The sequence below is a fragment of the Methylacidimicrobium sp. AP8 genome (assembly GCF_903064525.1).
Taxonomy (GTDB): domain Bacteria; phylum Verrucomicrobiota; class Verrucomicrobiia; order Methylacidiphilales; family Methylacidiphilaceae; genus Methylacidimicrobium.
The window spans coordinates 1,309,027-1,325,358 of sequence record NZ_LR797830.1; the positions used below are offsets into that span (position 1 = coordinate 1,309,027).

The 16,332-nt window shown below is 64.3% G+C and carries 13 protein-coding genes and 2 pseudogenes; 6 read left to right on the top strand and 9 right to left on the bottom strand.

Translation table 11 applies throughout. From position 1 onward, the window contains the following. From hypF to MTHMO_RS06125, 5 genes are all read right to left on the bottom strand, one after another. Positions 1-2,322 (bottom strand): carbamoyltransferase HypF, encoded by a 2,322-nt coding sequence (gene hypF, locus MTHMO_RS06105; protein ID WP_202213995.1) that lies wholly within the window; start codon positions 2,320-2,322, stop codon positions 1-3. A gap of 54 nt (positions 2,323-2,376) precedes the next feature. Continuing rightward, on the bottom strand, positions 2,377-3,048 hold the full coding sequence (locus MTHMO_RS06110) for a nickel transporter (RefSeq protein ID WP_202213996.1): 672 nt from the start codon (positions 3,046-3,048) through the stop codon (positions 2,377-2,379). 12 nt (positions 3,049-3,060) lie between these two features. After that, positions 3,061-3,831, bottom strand: a complete 771-nt coding sequence (gene hypB, locus MTHMO_RS06115; RefSeq protein ID WP_202213997.1) for a hydrogenase nickel incorporation protein HypB — start codon at positions 3,829-3,831, stop codon at positions 3,061-3,063. 39 nt (positions 3,832-3,870) lie between these two features. Beyond that, the gene (gene hypA, locus MTHMO_RS06120) at positions 3,871-4,212 is read right to left on the bottom strand and encodes a hydrogenase maturation nickel metallochaperone HypA (protein WP_202213998.1); all 342 of its coding nucleotides are present in this window, start codon (positions 4,210-4,212) and stop codon (positions 3,871-3,873) included. A gap of 524 nt (positions 4,213-4,736) precedes the next feature. Beyond that, positions 4,737-5,168, bottom strand: a complete 432-nt coding sequence (locus MTHMO_RS06125) for an Rrf2 family transcriptional regulator (protein WP_370568260.1) — start codon at positions 5,166-5,168, stop codon at positions 4,737-4,739. Positions 5,169-5,928: 760 nt separating this feature from the next. Between MTHMO_RS06125 and bamD the strand changes: the two genes are divergently transcribed. Then, positions 5,929-6,969 (top strand): outer membrane protein assembly factor BamD, encoded by a 1,041-nt coding sequence (gene bamD / locus MTHMO_RS06130; RefSeq protein ID WP_202213999.1) that lies wholly within the window; start codon positions 5,929-5,931, stop codon positions 6,967-6,969. A gap of 266 nt (positions 6,970-7,235) precedes the next feature. On the opposite strand, the pseudogene MTHMO_RS06135 reads toward bamD, so the two are convergent. Both MTHMO_RS06135 and MTHMO_RS06140 read right to left on the bottom strand, forming a co-directional pair. Then, a pseudogene (locus MTHMO_RS06135) lies at positions 7,236-8,385 on the bottom strand (IS3 family transposase); the annotation flags it as partial. Between the two features lie 524 nt (positions 8,386-8,909). Further along, the gene (locus MTHMO_RS06140; RefSeq protein ID WP_202214000.1) at positions 8,910-9,089 is read right to left on the bottom strand and encodes a hypothetical protein; all 180 of its coding nucleotides are present in this window, start codon (positions 9,087-9,089) and stop codon (positions 8,910-8,912) included. 330 nt (positions 9,090-9,419) lie between these two features. Here MTHMO_RS06140 and MTHMO_RS06145 point away from each other — a divergent pair, with 330 nt between their 5' ends. Genes MTHMO_RS06145 through MTHMO_RS06165 form a run of 5 tightly spaced genes read left to right on the top strand, consistent with a single transcriptional unit; the run spans position 9,420 to position 14,399 of the window. Continuing rightward, entirely contained in the window at positions 9,420-10,655 is a 1,236-nt protein-coding gene (locus MTHMO_RS06145; RefSeq protein WP_202214001.1) for a hydrogenase small subunit, read from the top strand. After that, on the top strand, positions 10,652-12,352 hold the full coding sequence (locus MTHMO_RS06150; RefSeq protein WP_202214002.1) for a nickel-dependent hydrogenase large subunit: 1,701 nt from the start codon (positions 10,652-10,654) through the stop codon (positions 12,350-12,352). The genes MTHMO_RS06145 and MTHMO_RS06150 overlap by 4 nt, the downstream gene beginning before the upstream one ends. 28 nt (positions 12,353-12,380) lie before the next feature. After that, positions 12,381-13,109: a cytochrome b/b6 domain-containing protein gene (locus MTHMO_RS06155; RefSeq protein WP_202214003.1), complete on the top strand. Its 729-nt coding sequence runs from the start codon at positions 12,381-12,383 to the stop codon at positions 13,107-13,109. After that, positions 13,093-13,635 carry a hydrogenase maturation protease gene (locus tag MTHMO_RS06160; RefSeq protein WP_202214004.1) on the top strand — a complete coding sequence of 181 codons (543 nt, stop codon included), beginning with the start codon at positions 13,093-13,095 and terminating at the stop codon, positions 13,633-13,635. Before MTHMO_RS06155 ends, MTHMO_RS06160 begins: the two co-directional genes overlap by 17 nt. Next, positions 13,632-14,399 carry a hypothetical protein gene (locus MTHMO_RS06165; protein ID WP_202214005.1) on the top strand — a complete coding sequence of 256 codons (768 nt, stop codon included), beginning with the start codon at positions 13,632-13,634 and terminating at the stop codon, positions 14,397-14,399. Before MTHMO_RS06160 ends, MTHMO_RS06165 begins: the two co-directional genes overlap by 4 nt. Here the strand turns inward: MTHMO_RS06165 and MTHMO_RS06170 are convergent. Then, positions 14,396-15,363 (bottom strand): annotated as a pseudogene (locus MTHMO_RS06170) (IS481 family transposase). The gene MTHMO_RS06165 and the pseudogene MTHMO_RS06170 sit on opposite strands and share 4 nt — an antisense overlap. Before the next feature lie 287 nt (positions 15,364-15,650). Continuing rightward, on the bottom strand, positions 15,651-16,325 hold the full coding sequence (locus tag MTHMO_RS06175) for a TetR/AcrR family transcriptional regulator (RefSeq protein WP_202214006.1): 675 nt from the start codon (positions 16,323-16,325) through the stop codon (positions 15,651-15,653). Positions 16,326-16,332 lie beyond the last annotated feature (7 nt).

The following is a 16,332-nucleotide window of genomic DNA, read 5'->3' on the forward strand; positions in this document are numbered from 1 at the left end:
CTAGCCCCCTTCCTTTCCGCCCGTCATCGCCCTGCCCGCAGACGTCGGGCTTCTCTCCCTAAGCCGGCCGGCCGCCCAGGCCGAAGCGACCATCTGGCCGAAGGAGATGCTTTCGTCGTTCGGCGAAAGCTCCCGGCAAATATAGACCGAAAACCGATCGCCCCACAAAGCGTCGATCAGGTCGACCAGGAGCCCGTTCTGGAAGACCCCTCCGGCCAGCGCCATCCTCCGGCAGCCGGTCCGCTCGGCGACCCGCCCGGCAACTTCGGCCAGGGAAAGATGGAAGCGGAACGCGATCTCCTCCGGAGGCACGCCGCGCTGCCGATCGCAGGCGACCCCTGCCAGCAGCTCCTCCAGCCGCACGGTCCCCGCCGGGGAGACCGTCAGCGGATAGGGGGTGCCGGGCTTCGTCCCTTTCCTGATCCCTCCCAGCGATCGGGCGCGGCGGACCGCCAGCGTCTCGAGCCGCCCCGCCGCCTCTCCTTCATAGGAAGCCCGGTCGCATAGGCCGAGGAGGCTCGCAACCCCGTCGAAGAGCCGGCCGACGCTCGTCGTTCGCAAAGCGCTTCCCCGCTCCAGAAGATCACGGTAGACGGACCGTTCGGCCGGACGGAACTTCGCGGCGAGCACTCCTTCCATAGCTTCGCTGGAGCGCCAGAGGCCGAGCGCCGCAAGGCGCGGCTCCCGAATCGCCTTCTCGCCCAAAAGGAGCGGAAACTCCTCGAAGTGGGCCGCCCGCTCCATCCTGCCGTCGCGCCAAAGAAAAAACTCGCCTCCCCAAATCACGCCGTCCTCTCCGAGCCCGGTCCCGTCCCAGATAACCCCCAGGACCGGCTCCCGTCCCCAGAGCAGGGAGTTCTCCGCCAACACCGCCCAGAAATGGGCCCGGTGGTGCTGCACCTTCTCCAAAGGGAGACCCAGTTCCCGGGCGATGGCCGCTCCCTCCTCGCTCGAGACGTATCCCGGGTGGAGGTCGACCACGATCCGTTGCGGATCGAAGGAGAGAAGACGCCGGAGATGGGCGAGCGCGCTGCGGAAATGCTCCTGGGCCTCCCAGCTCTCGAGATTCCCCAGGTATTGAGAGAGATAGATGTTCCCCTGATGCGCCAGGCAGACGGTCGCCTTCTGCTGCGCGCCCATCGCCAGAACGGCCGCGTCCGAATCGACGGCGAAACCCCGAGGCAGGTAGAGCGGGGCGAATCCCCTGGCGCGGCGCAAGAGGATGGGACGGCCGAAAAAAGGAGAAAGCCGGGCCACCGAATCATCCAACGGAGTGGCGATTTCCCGGTCGTGGCTTAGGATCGCATCGGAGACCCCGCCCGCCGGGCCGAGCATCTCCGCCTCGGTCGTCAAGATCGGGCATCCCGATAGATTGGCGCTCGTCGCCACGACCGGGCCGCCGAGCCGGTCGAGAAGCAGGGCGGGCAGCGGTGCAGAGGGAAGCATGATCCCCAGGGTATCCTCGCCCGGCGCGACACCGGGGGCGATCCGGCTCGGGCCACTCCTCCGCTGCAGAATCAGGATCGGCTTCTCGCGGCGCAGCAGCCACCGCTCTTCTTCCGGGCGAAGTTGGACCTCCTGCCGGATTCGGTCGGGATCGGCGAAGAGCAGGGCCAGGGGTTTGGTCGGGCGGTGCTTCCTCCGGCGCAGCTCGGCCACGGCTTTCCCGTTCTCCGCGTCGACCAGGAGGAGATATCCGCCGATTCCTTTGAGGGCGACGATTTGGCCTCGAGCGATTCGGTCGGCGGCTCCCTCGATCGCCCCGCTCCCGGAAGCCGCAACCCGTCCTTGCGGGTCGAGCAGCGTGACCCTCACCCCGCAGGCGGGGCAGGAATTGGTTTGGGAGTAGAAGCGCCGATCGGCGGGGTCGCCGTATTCACGGGCGCATTCCGGGCACATCCGGAAGCGGTCCATCGTGGTCCGCTCGCGATCGTAGGGGAGAGCGCGAATGATCGAGTAGCGCGGACCGCAATCGGTGCAGGTGATAAAGGGATAGCGAAACCGGCGGTTCTCGGGATCGGACATCTCCCGCCGGCAACGCTCGCAGAGGTCGAGATCGGGAAGCAGCAGGACCGTCGCCCTGCCCCCTTGCCGGCTCTCCCGCACCGCGAAGGCGGAGCTCGCCTCGGGCGACACCTCCCGGATCTCCACGCCGGTCACCGACGCGATGGGGGGATAGTCCCGGACCAGGGCCGCGCAGAAGCGCTCCAGCGCCTCCGCCTCCCCCTCCACCTGGATGTGGACCCCGTCGGCACCGTTGGTCACCCAGCCGGCCAGCCCCGACGCACGCGCCAGCCGGTAAACAAAGGGCCGGAACCCCACCCCTGCACCTTTCCCTCCAGGTGGATCCGCCGCGCCTCCACCCTCCGGCCCACCCTACATCCCTCCCGTCCAGAGCCAGAAGACCCCGATTCCGATTGCAAACCCGCCGGTCGCCAGGCGGGCGGCCCGAAAGCCCCGGCTTCCGGGCGTGATCGGCCGGGAAACCCATTTCCCCAGGACCCAGGAAAAGAAGGCCATGCCAAGGATCGCCCCCAGTCCGAAGCCGCCGATGTATCCGGCAGCCGCCGCCCCGTTCGGAAGGGCGAGCACCGGAAGGGCGGCCAGGAAATGGTGGCTTCCCGCCACTCCGTGAAGGAGCCCGATCCCGAGCGGGGCGGGATGGCGGTGGGTCCGGCCCGCCCGATCCGCCTCCGCGCGGAAAGAAAAGGAGTCGCCCGGGGCGGAGAGGGGGAGAGCGATCCGGCTCCGGAGAGCGCGCCGGCAGGACCAGACGCCGATGGCCACCAGCACCGCTCCCACGAGCCGCTCCCCCCAGTGCGAGAGGACCGCGGTGGGGACGGCGCCGCGCAGCCCCAAGGCGAGCACGCTCAAGACCCAGACCCCGCCGCTGTGCCCGAGCCCCCAGGAAAGCCCGATCCGCCAGGCGCCGCTACGCCTCTCGAGCGAAAGAGGAGCGATCGCCGCCAAATGATCCGGCCCGGTGAGCGCATGCACGATCCCGGCAAGAAGCCCCGCCCCGAAAGCGGCTGCAAGCAAGAAGTCCACTCTCCCCCCCGCCTACTCCGCCGCCTCCTCCGCCTGATAAAACGCCTTCTCGCGAAGCCACCCATCCTCCACCCAGCGGAGCCATTCCTCCATCCCCTCTCCCGTCTTAGCGGAAAGGAGGAGCGAGTCGAGGCCCGGCCGCAGCCGGTGGGCGAACTCGGTGCATTCTTTTACGGAGAAACTGACGTAGGGGAGGAGATCCGCCTTCGAAAGAAGCAGGAGATCGGCTCCGTGAAAGGCCTCGGGATATTTCCGCGGCTTGTCCTCCCCTTCGGTGACCGAAAGAATCACCACCCGCTTGCCTTCTCCCAGGTCGAAGAGCGCGGGACAAATCAGGTTGCCGACGTTCTCGATCCAGAGAATCCCCCGGAACGGCAGCGGCAGCTCTTCGAGCGCGTGGCTCACCGCGTGGGCGTCGAGGTGACAGCTCCTGCCGGTCTGAATCTGCAGGGCGGGAACACCCGTCGCGCGGATCCGCTCCGCGTCGAGATCGCTCTGCTGATCGCCTTCGATGACCGCCATGGGAATCCTCCCCCGAAGCGCCTCGAGCGTCCGGGCGAGCAGGGTCGTCTTGCCGGAGCCGGGGCTCGAGATCAGGTTGACCGCGAAGATGCCGCCGCGGCGGAAGACTTCCCGGTTCCGGCGGGCGAAGGCCGCATTGGCCTCGAGCAGGTCGGCCTCCAGATCGATCCTCCGTCCCTCCGACGACTCATGGGGATGGTCGTGTCCGTGGGGGAATCCGTGCTTGTGTCCTTCGCCGCCGCATCCGCAAGTCGCACACATGGTTTTCCCTTTCTTCCCGCCGCCGCAAGCACCGCCGGTTCAATCCACCACGATCTCCCCCAGGCGGAGCCCGATGTCCTCCTTAACCAACAATCGATAGCTTCCGCACTGCCGGCAGGGTTGCGCAAGCTTCGCCACCCGGCCCTCGCATCCGCAATCAAGGCAGACCGCCCGGGCCGCAACCGGATGGATCTCGAGAAGCGCTCCCTCGGCCAAGGTTCCGCGCGCGGCGACCCCGAAGGAGAAGATCATCGCCTCCGGCTCCACCATCGCCCGCGGCCCCACGCGGACCTCCACCCGGAGGACCCTCCGGTAGCGGTGGCGCTCGGCCTGCTCTTGGAGAATCCCGAGGATCGACCGGCAGAGAGAGAGCTCGTGCATCGACAGCCGTCTCGATTCGCCGGGAAAGCCGTCTTCGCCCAGCAATTCTCAGCACATCTTCGCTCCGATTTCGGCCGGCGTCAGCAGAAAAAACGCCTGAACCCATTTCCGGCTTCGCGGCTGCGAAATTTGTAAGAAATGGCGGAGCGAGGCGGCTTTGCACCGTCAACGGCTCGCGGAAAACGGCATTTCCGGAAGGGCGCCCGGAAGGCGCAGAAGGCCGCCCCGCCGTCCGCAGGGCCTTCCGGTCCGGAGGCGCGCCGGCTCGCTTTCCGGCGTCCGGCAGGGATCGAGGAGTCCGCCGAAGGGTTCGCCGTAGAGGTGGCTCGGGTGGCTCCTCCTTCCGCCGATCCGCCCGCTCCGACTCGCGCCGGACCGACCGCCTGCGGCCTGATCCGCCGCCGAGATCCCCGCCGGCATGGAAGCGCGCCTCCCCAAGGGTCGGCTCTTTCTCTTTGCCCGACCGCGCGAACAGACCCCGCGTCCCTCGCCCGGTTCCCGATCGCTGCACAGAGCGCCGGAGGCTACTTCTTCCCGTCCGTCACCGAAAAATCGGGTCCGCGCTTCTCCTCGATCGGCCCTTTCGGCGGGATAAAATCCCGCCTCTCGAGCATGAGATCGGCCAGAGTATACCGATCCAGCGTGCGAACAAAGTTGTTGAGCGCTTCATTCAGCACCTCGGGCAGGCGGCAGCGCTTGGTGATGACGCACCGATTGCCGGCGGCGAAGCATTCGACCAAGGCAAAGTCCGGCTCGGTCGCGCGTATGACGGCGCCGAGATGGATGGCCCCGGGCGGCTTTGCCAGGGTGAAACCGCCGGAACGTCCGCGCACGCCTTTGAGGTAGCCCAACCGCGTCAGGATGTTGACCACCTTCATCAGATGGGCGCGCGAAACGTTGTAGGCCTTCGCCGTCTCCTCGATGGTAATAAAGACGCTGGCCTTCGGCGGAGGCATGCATCAGCACCCGGAGCGCGTAATCGGAAAATGTCGTCAGCCGCATCGAAGCATCCGATCGAGAAGATCTGACCGATCCATGCGCCGGCGGCGCGACAGCAACCGACTTCGCGGCCGGTCCGGGGCGGCTCGGCCGCCGCGCGTCAACTCTCTCCTGCTGTTACAAGGATGATGCAATCCATAAACAAGCGTTCCAGGTTTGTCCAACAAGCTCGATACGACTTCCTCACGGCGGCGCGTCCCGTTGCGGTCGCGCTCTTTCCGGGCGGCGCAGGCAACCGGTCGCGCCCGGACCTTTGCGGCAACGCACTGCGCCCCGCATATCCGCGCCGGACTCCGCGATACGGCGGACGCCGTCTACGGCGGCGGCTTATTGCTCGCGGCACGGCCTTCTCCTCGCCAGGCCCGTGTGTCCGGCGGAGCCCCAGACCGTTGGTGCGCAGCGCCTGGAATTTGCCATCGACACTACCGGGCCCGATTTCAGCCGTCGCGGGCGCCGGCGGCTCCCGGGCAAAACGGGCGTCCGGAGCGTCGCTCTCCGCGAAAGGCAAGGCGAAGAAAGATTTGGCACCTGGCCCGAGGGTGCTCGCAATCCGCTCCGGCTCCAGGCTTGCGATCATGCGCTTTCCGTCCTCGGCCGGGCCAAGCGCTGCCCGGCTCAAGCCCGCCCACTCCGCCGGCCGCCGCTCCGTCAGGGAGCCGCTATGCCCGGCCGACCCCTTGACCAGTAGAGGCCGAGCGGCTAACCTAGCGGGTCACGGTGCTTATTCGGCGGCTCCTCTTGCCTCTGCTTCTGATCGCGCTCCTGCCCGCGCGGCTCTATGCTCCGCTCGTCTGGAGGCCCGGAGAGGGCTGGACCGACGAAAGCACGGGAGCCGGCCTCTCGGCGTCGAGCTCGCGCGATCAGCTGGCGCTCGGCAAGAAATTTCTGGATGCGAAGGACTACGACAACGCCATGCGCGCGTTCATGGTGCTCGTGCGCCGCTGGCCCTATTCCTTCTTCGCCCCGGAGGCGCAGTTCCGGATCGCCGAATGCCTGGAAAAGCGGGGGGATTTCCTCAAGGCCAATAAGGCTTACGACAAGATGATCCAGAAATATCCGGCGAGTTCCTTCTTCGAGCAGGCGCTCGAGCGGAAGCTGGCGATCGGCAACCTCTACCTGGCGGGAGAACCCCAGCGGGTGATGGGCGTGCCGTTCGGTCCATCGATGAAGATCGCCGTCGATATTTTCGAGTCGATCATCCGTGCGGCTCCCTACGGCCGGCTGGCTCCGATCGCGGAGTTTCAATTGGGCTTGGCGCGGACCAAGGAGAAGAAGTACAGCGAGGCGATCGCGGCCTACAGCCGGATTCTCGATAAGTATCCGAACTCGGAGCTGGCCGACGACGCGCAGTACCAGCTGGGCTACACTTGGTACCTGTCGGCCTTGGCGACAGCCTACGACCAGAGCGCCGGGGAAAAGGCGGTGGAAGCCTTCGAAGATTACATCATCCGTTACCCCTTGGGAGACAAGGTGGCCGCCGCCCGGGAGCATCTCGAGCTGCTCAAGAAGCGGTCCACTCTCGGAAGCTTCAGCATCGCCTCCTTTTACGAGAAGACCCGCAACTACAAGGCCGCCTTCATCTACTACAGCGATGTGATCCGCCAGAACCCCCAATCCGAGCAGGGGAAGATCGCGGAGCAAAAGGTCAAGCAGCTTCGCCCGATGGTCGAAAACCCCGATATCTCACCAATAGCGGGCATAGCGGAAGGCAAAAAGCCGGCAAAAGGGCATAGGAAAGGCCGTCTTTCCCTGGTATAAGTGCGTTAACGACACGTTACTACAACCAGAAAAAAGAAACGGCCTTCCATGACAGAGTGTAGCCAAGAGACTTTTGCGTTTACAGCGCATTTTTCGCGACGGGTGGAAGCGGGATTTTCAGTGGACCCCGATGGCAAGACAGATTTCCTCTGAATTTAAGCTGCATCTATTCCTTCAGTCGCAGCGGAACAGCGCTGCCCTGTTGTTGCGCGGGGAGAATCCCCTGCGCAGCGTAGCGGAGCAGGGCGTTCTCCCCGCGTTCCGCCGAAATGATCCGGGATGCTGGCCCCTCCTCCATTGCCATCCGCATAAACGGCGTTCGGTGTTCGGTAGCCCAGCGACTGGTGCGGACGCTCGCCGTTGTAGAAGGCAAAATACTCCTCCAGCCCGAGCGTCAACTCGGCCACCGTGCCGTACCCCTTCAGATACACATCCTCATGCTTGAGGCTGCGCCAGAGCCGTTCGACAAAAATATTGTCCAACGCTCGACCCCGTCCATCCATGCTAATCGCAATGCCTGCGCCCTTGAGCATGCCCGTGAACGTAGCGCTGGTGAACTGGGAGCCCTGATCGCTATTGAAGATCTCCGGCTTCCCGTACAGAGCCAGCGCATCCTCCAGGCAGTCGACGCAGAACGAGCTGTCCAGGCTGTTGCTGATCCGCCAGCCCAGTACCCGCCGCGAGTACCAGTCGATGATCGCCACCAGATAAACAAAACCTCGCAGGAGTTGAATGTACGTAATGTCGGAGCTCCAAACCTGATCGGGCCGGCTGACCTCCACGCCGCGCAGCAGGTAGGGATAAACAGCCTGCTCGGGATGTCCCACGCTCGTCGAAGGCCCCGGCGCCATCCCAGCCAACCCCATATGGCGCATCAACCGCTGCACCCGCTTGCGGTTTGCAACATATCCCAGTCGCCCCAGAAAACCACCATCCGCCGGCTGCCGTAAAACGGCCGCCGCGTGTATTCCTCATCCATCAGCCGGCACAGCAGCAAATCCTCCTCGCTTTGCTCGCCAGACGCCCCCCGCCCGTAGAACGTAGCCCGCGCCACCCCTGCCAGTTCGCATTGCCGCACCACCGCCAGTTCCGCCTCTCGCTCTATCCAGCCTATCCGTGCCTCGCTGCTCATAGTCCGGACTTTTTTTTAAGCCAGTCCAGCTCCATCTTCAGCCGACCAATCTCCCCATACAGCCGATCTTCATCCGCATGCGCAGCCGGCTTCGGCCCTCGCTTCCCTTCAAAAATCGTCGCCGCCCGCTCCAGGAGCTCTTTCTTCCAATGCCCGACCACGACTGGATGCACCCCGTACTGCTGCCCAATCTCGTTGAGCGTCTTCAACCCCCGGATCGCTTCCATTCCCACCTTCGCCTTGAACTCCGCGCTATGTGCCTTGCGCTTCCTGCCTTCGCTCATGCCATCACCCTCCCAAGATGGCAGCTTAAATCCCTGTCTCAAAATCGGGGTCCACTATAATCATGCGGGACCTGACACCTATCGACGACGTCGGCGTCGGATGGTTTGCTGCGTGTCGACATAACGAGGCTCCTCGGTCGCCGGTTCGATCCGATCGGCCGGCGAGAGCGACCTCTTTCTCCGGATGCTCGAGACGGTTCCGCAGACTGGATATCGCCTATTGTCGGACGCCCGATGGGTGCACCGCCGAGGCCGGTATCGGCACGCTGAGCATCGGTCACGACAGCAAGCTCTTTGTAAGGTCGCGACCATCGACGGTCTTCGGCATCCCTTTCTGCGACACCGCCGGGCGGTCGGTCGACTCTGATCCCGGCGCGATCGACGGCGGACTCGGAAGGGAACTGCGGTTGGTCGCGGCCGACCGATGTAACCGCCTTGCTCGTAACTCCGACTCCTGTTCTTCGATCCGCCTTGGATCGTTTGTGGAAGCTTACTGCAGCTTCCCTATCAAACATATATGAGCCCTATATCTTTGTTCGTCTTTTGCTGCCACCCACCTCTTCGACCGATGCGTCCGACGCGTCCACCATTCGGCCCTCCGCCGGGAAGAGGAGCTTCCGGCTCCCCATCCTCAGGCTGGTGACGACAATCGGGCGGCGGTGATTCCGCTTGCCGCCGATCTCGCCGACCAAAAGCTGCCTCATTCCGCTCCCCTTTCCGCCCGGCCCGGGCGCCGACCGGATTCCATGATGCGGACAGCCGGACGGAGGCCCGCTCCACCGGCTGGGCCTTATAACGCCCCGGGTTGCTGCGCCCGCATTGCTGCTCCGCCGTTTCGTGCGCAGGAGCAGGACGCCCGCATCCCGAACGGCGAAAGCGGCTGACCCTGGAAAAACAGACCGGTTCGCTCCGGCCGCGAAACGGTTGCGAAATGAAGCCGAGACGAAACATATCGGCGCCGTTCTCTTTTTTTGTTGCCTTAGTTGTCATCATAGCAATAACCTCGGCATGCAAGCGGTGCGGATGGGACTTTCATGAAAGCCTTCGGAAAGGGGGCGGCGGGCATCGGGGCCAGGAACGAGCGGGAGTACGAAGCGCTTCGCCGGCGCTGCGAAGAGCGTCTCCGGGATCTCGAGGCGGCCAAGCCGCTCCGCGAGGTGAACCTGCCCTCCCTCCTGCGCTCGCAGGGGATGAGCCGCCGGGATTTTCTCAAGTGGGCTTCGGCGACGACCGCCCTGCTCTTCCTGCCCGGGAGCTTCGAGAAGCTCGTGGCCCGCGCGGCGGCGGTAATGAACCGGGTGCCGGTGATCTGGGTCGAATACCAGGATTGCGCGGGCAACTCGGAGGCGATCCTGCGTGCGGACGGTCCCACGATCGACGAGCTGCTCCTCGACGTGATCTCCCTCGAGTACAACGAGACCCTGATGGCCCCCGCGGGCTTTCAGGCGGAAGCGCAGCTCGCGGACGCGGTGGAGACCTTCCGGGGGAAGTACATCCTGATCGTCGAAGGCTCGATCCCCACCGAAGCGGGCTTCGGGTGGAACGGGCCGCGGGGAGAGCTCTTCCTTGAGAACCTTAAGCGCCTCTCCCGCGACGCCCTGGCCGTCATCGCCGTGGGGAGCTGTGCCTCTTTCGGCGGAATTCCCGCCGCCTATCCCAATCCGACCAAGGCCGTCGGCGTCTGGGATGTGGTCAAGGGGAAGCCGATCGTCAACATTCCGGCCTGCCCGATGAACCCTGCCAACTTGGTCGGAGTCATCCTTCACTACGTGCTGACCGGCACGCTTCCCGAGCTCGATTATCTGCTCCGGCCGAAGTTCGCCTTCGGCTATCGGATCCACGACAACTGCGAGCGCCGCGCCCATTTCGACGCGGGGGAGTACGTCGAAAGCTGGGGGGACGAGGGAGCCCGCAACAACTTCTGCCTCTACAAGATGGGCTGCAAGGGCCCCATGACCTTCAACAACTGCTCGATTATCCGCTACAACGACGGAACCAACTGGCCGATCGGCGTCGGCCGGGGATGCATCGGCTGCTCGGAACCCGGCTTTTGGGACAAGTATGCTTATGAGCGCCCCATGGCGGGAGCGAATATTCCCGTTCCGGGCCTCTGGAACCTCGGAATCGAGAAGAGCGTCGACATTCTCGGCGTCGGCCTCCTGACCGCCGCCGCCGCAGGAATCGCGATCCATGCCTTCCTCAGCGCCAAGTACGGAAAGAAATCGGAGGAGCCGGGCGGCGGAGCGCGTCCCGACAAGGAGCGGCCATGAGCAGGCGCATCGTCGTCGACCCGATCACCCGGATCGAGGGTCACCTCCGGATCGAAGCAGTGTTGGATGACCAGAACACGATCCGGGACGCCTATGCCTCCGGAACGATGTTCCGGGGGATCGAAACGATCCTCAAGGGACGCGATCCGCGCGACGCCGGCCTTCTGGCGATGCGGATCTGCGGAGTCTGCACCGGAGCCCATTACTGGACCTCCATCCGAGCGGTCGAGGACGCCTTCGGAATCCGCATCCCGAATAACGCGCGGCTCGTCCGCAACCTGATCGCAGGCTCTCTCTACCTTCACGATCACTCGGTCCACTTCTACCATCTCCATGCGCTCGACTGGGTCGACGTCCTCTCGGCGCTCAAGGCCGACCCGCGTAAGGCGGTCGATGTCGCCTACCAATTTACGGACACCCCATGGAACGCAAGCGTCGAGCACTTCCGGAAGGTCCAGCAGCGGCTCGGAGGCTTTGCTGCTCAGGGCCGCCTCGGGATCTTCGCCGGCGGCTACTGGGGAAACCCGAGCTACCGCTTCTCCGCCGAGGAAAACTTGGTCGCCGTTTCCCACTATCTCGATGCGCTGGCGATGCAGCGGGGCGCGGCCAAGATGATGGCGATCTTCGGGGGAAAGAACCCCCACCCCCAGTCGATCGTCGTGGGCGGGGTCACCTGCGTCCAGGACATCGAGAACCCGAGCCGGATCTCCCTCTTCCAAAGCCTGCTTGAGGAGCAGCACCGGTTCATCCGGCAAGCCTACCTGCCCGACATCCTGATGGCCGCCCATGCCTACCGCGAGGAGGGCCTTTCCGGCATCGGGTCGGGCCTCAAGTCCTACTTGGCTTACGGCTTCTTCGACATGGACAACGACGGTCCGGGTCGCGGAAAGACCCTCTTCCCGAGCGGGATGGTCCTGGATGGAGATCTGTCCAAGGCCTACGATTTCGATCCCGGCAAGGTGACCGAGGACGTTCTCCACTCCTGGTATCGGGGCGGCGACGGCCTCCATCCCTATGTGGGAGTCACCGATCCGTCCTTCACCGGGCTGCGGAAAGAGGGGGACATCGCTTATTTGGACACCGAAGGCAAGTACAGCTGGATCAAGGCGCCGACCTACGACGGGCACCGGGTGGAGACCGGCCCCTTGGCGCGCCTGATCGTCGGCTACGCCCGGGGCGATGCCCGAATCCGAGCGGCGGTCGACGGGGTGCTCCAGCGCGCGGGTCTGCCGGCCACCGTCCTCTTCAGCACCCTCGGCCGGACGGCGGCTCGGGCGATCGAAGCCGACCTGATCGCCGACGCAATGGCCGGCTGGGCGGGAGAGCTCGCCAAGAACACGGCGGCCGGAGATCTCTCGACCTGGACCCCGTTTGATTTCGCAAAGGTCTCCGGGGACGCCCAAGGCTGCGGCTTGTCCGAGGCCCCGCGCGGGGCGCTCGGCCACTGGGTCAAGATCCGGGATGGGAAGATCGAAAATTACCAGGCGGTGGTCCCCACCACTTGGAATGCCTCTCCCCGCGACCGCAAAGGCAGGAGGGGAGCCTACGAGGAGGCGCTCATCGGCACCCGCCTGGCCAATGCCGACCAGCCGTTGGAAATTCTTCGCACCATTCACAGCTTCGACCCCTGCCTCGCCTGCTCGGTCCACATCGTCGACTTCCGCGGGAGAGACTTGGGTACCTATCAAGTGCTGTAGACCGGAAGACACGGCGGAGGAACTGTCGATGAAAGGAGAAGCAAGCGGAAATCTCGTTCGGGTGCTCCGGATGCCCGTAAGCTGGCGGATCTTCCACTGGGTCAACTTTCTTGCGGTTTTTGCGGCGGTCGTCACCGGCATCTACATCGCCCGCCCGTACTACCAGGCCATGATCGCCGAGCCGGCGGTCCGAAAATTCGTGATGGGATGGAATCGGGCGATCCACCTCTACGCCGCAATCCTGGTCGATGTCCTCTGCGTCGTCTCCTTCTACCTCTATTTCCTGAGCCGATTCGAGCGTCCCGTCCGCAAGCTCCTGCCGACGAAGGAACATCGACGGGAATTTCTCGAGGTGCTGGCCAACTTCTTCACCTTCAACCGGAGGAAGCGCTTCGATTCGGCCGAGCTCGACACCTTCAACGCCGCCTGGTTCACGCTCCTCCACCTCCTCCTCTTTTTTCAGCTATTCACCGGCCTTCAACTCTACGTCGACGGCCTCGAAAGCGGCCTCAGCTCGATCGGCGCCTGGTGGCCCTGGATCATCCACCTCGGCACGGACTGGACCTATTGGGCCTTCGGCGGCCGGATGGGAGTCCGCTGGGTCCACCACTTTACGATGTACCTGATCCTCGCGTGGATCGCCTTTCATGTCTATTATGAGATCTGGCGGACCGTCTACTGGCGCGAAGGCGATATCGCCATCGCCTTCGGCGGCGAAAAGATCGCGCGCCGGCTTCCGGGTGCAGCCGCCGACTGACCTTGCCGTCATCGGCTTGGGAAACGTGATCCTCCGCGACGAGGGGCTCGGCGTGCTCGCCGCCTGGATTCTGGAAAGCAACTACGCCTATGCGCCGGAAGTCCGCTTCTTCGATGGCGGGGTTCTCGGCCTCGATCTGGTTTCCGAGTTCGAGCGCCACGGCGGGCTGATCGTCCTCGATGCGGTCGCCAGCCTCGACCCGCCGGGCACGATCTATCGCTTCCCCGGAGAAGCGCTCTGGAAGCGGGAGGGAATGGCCCGAACCGCCCATGAAGTCGATCTGCTCGATGTCCTCAAGGTAGCCACGCTCCTCGGTTCGGTCCCCGACCTGGTCCTTCTCGGCATGGTTCCTGCCGAGGTCGGAGGACCCGCGCTCGGCCTCTCGTCGGCCCTGGAAAACTCCTTTCCTCGGTTCCTGGCCGCGGTGCTGCGGGAAATCCGCTCGCTCGGGATCGAGGTGCGGAAAAAGGCCTGCCTCTCCCTTTCCCAGATCCTCGAGGCCAAGACGCGGGTCCCGACGCCATGAGCGTTCCCTCGGCCCCTCTCCTGCTCCGGCTCGACCGATTCGATCCGGAAAGCGGGCTTTTCGCCTCCTTTGCCGATTCTCCCCGGGTGCCCCTGCTCCGCCTCCGCCCTCTCCCCACCAGCGGCAGAAAGATCCTCGAAGCGATCGGAGCCCTCGACGAAAACGCGGCACGGCTCCTGCCCCGGTTCCGGCGGAAGTTTCCGGACATGTGGGCAGCGGTGGAGGCGGTCGGCGCGGGTCTTCCGAACGGCACGGATCAAAGCCTTTTCTTCTTTTTCTCTCTCTGCAGCGTCGCTCTCGGGATCGAGGAAGCTGACATTCGGGATGCCGCCTCCGTTTTCTCCGGCCTCCAGATCGACTATGCCCTCATCCAGGAAGAGGAGCAGTGGCTCCTCGACACGAGAACGACCCTCCGTAGCCTCTGGAGCTACAAGCTGGCGGAGGTATCCAACGCCCTTCTGCTCTTCTCGCTCTTCGAATCCCTGGGGCAAACCCTGGGAGCCTTCGCGGGACGCTGCGGCGACCTCCTGCGGGCGCAGGCGATCCGCCTCTCCGGCGACCTGGCGGCTCATCCCTTTCTCCGGGCGGGCCTGCGCCGAGGCCTTCCCCGCGGGTTCGCAACGCTGGAGGAAGCACCGGCCTCGGATGCCTCATTGCCCAACGGGCTCAATGCTTCCGGGCGAAAGAGCGCGGACCCCGATCTCCTTCCCGCTCCGGCCGCTCGCGCGACGGAAGAGAGAGAGCCGACCCGAGTAGAAGGCTAGCTGTCAGGTCCCGCATGATTGCGTACTGCTTTTTGGAAGAGATGCGGATGGGATTGTTGCCATGTTTTTAGGGCCTGAAGTGGGGTTTGGTGATTGAGCGATTTTTGAGGGTGGTGTTCGTTGTAGAGCCAGGCGTAGCGGTGGAGCGTGGTTTTCAGGTCGAGGGAGCTTTGGAAGTGATGAGTACGGAGGATCTGCGCCAGTCTTCCGTTGAAGCGCTCCACCATGCCATTGGTGCGAGGCGACTTTGGCTTGGTCAGGCGGTGCTCGATTCCCAATGCTTGGCAGAGCGCGTCGAACTCATGGGCTCCGGTAGCATCCTTGGCTGCTTGGCCGAAGACCCGATCGGTGAACTCCTTGCCGTTATCGGTGAGGATGGTTCGGATTTTCACGGGTGCCGCCTTGGCCAGCGCCTGGAGAAAGCTGCGGGCGGCCGCTGGGGTCTTTGCACGCTTGACCGCCAAGAAGACCCAACGGGTGGCTCGGGTCCTTGGCGACGAAGACATAACGGCGAGACGTCTCGTCGGCCATCTGGGGCAGGTATTTGAGGTCCACATGAAAGTAGCCCGGCAGCTAAACTTTAAAGGGTTGAGTGGGATTGGCCGGTTTTTCCGGTTGAGGCAGCCGGCAGTGGCCTCGGCGCCGCAGGAGCCGGCCCAAGGCCGAGCGGGTCATGGAGGGTTCGATAAATTCGCGGATGACGGCCAGCAGATCGTCCAGCGGCAGCCGGAGCTGCGTGCGCAAGTAGATCACCAGCTCTTCCTGTCCCGGATTGAGTGTCGTCGGAAGATGATGCGGGGTGTGGCTGGCATCCTCGACAAAATCCCGCTTCCGCCACCGACGAATCGTCTCCCGAGTCACGCGAAACTGCCTCGCCAACTCGTAATCGCTGCCCTTCGCCCGCCAGAATCGCCGTGCGGATCGCCGGCGTAGTCGTCGCATTTTTGTGCAGGGTGATTCTCATATCTTTACCTCGGCTTTCCAGCTTGCCACAACCTCCCGAAGCACCGCACGCCCGATCAGCAACGGACGGCGATTTGCTAGAAGGTAATCATGCGAACCCCAACATCTAGCGGCCATTTCTCACAAGCTTTCTCCTACGGCTTGCAAAACGGGCTCGTCTGCTTCGCTCCCGCTTGGTTTTCCATCCTCGCAGTATGTCTTCATACAGCTCCGGTGGAAAACCTGCGCCCGCCTCGCACCCAAGCCCATTTGCGGCGCCTCGGCTACGAAATTTGTGAGAAATGGCCGCTAAGAACGATGAGAGCCGCCATCTTTCCGGTCCTCGTTTTGCTCTAAGAGTTCGGGCTTCACGAGCGCTCGCTCGAGCGCCCGAAAGACGATGCCGAAAAGATGCGGCGATCCCAAGAGGCCCATCATCGCCGTCATCAGAAGCGCCGCTCCCTCCGCAGACGAAATCTCCGGCCGAAAGATCCCCTCCTCGCTTCCGTCCCGCAGCATGGCCTCCAGCCCGCCTCTCCATTCTTGCAGGAGCGGTTGAAGAATTCGGTCAATCGCCGGGCAGCGGCGGGAGCGATGAATGAGCTCTTGCATCACCAGCAGCAGCCCTTTCTCCTTCTCCCAGTAGAAGGCGGCATCCGCGAATTCCTGCCGGAGCCGCGCCAGCCCCGGGTTCCGCGCCCGAGGCGGTCCCGGCGCGTGCAGCGCCCGGAAGCGCTCGGCCAGGTGCCCCGCGACCCCTTGAATCAGCTCTTCCTTGGTCGGAAAGTAGTAGTGAAGCGTTGCGACATTCACACCCGCCTCTTCGGCCACGCGCCGGGTCCGCAGGCCTTCGAAGCCGCATTCGACCAGCACCGTCATCGCCGCCTCGATCAGCTGAGTCCTCCGGTCGAGGGCATCCGCCCGGAAAGATCGCTTCGGACGCCCCCTCTTTTTCTCCGCTCGGCTCGCCGCTCTTGCCTTCACCTCTTCC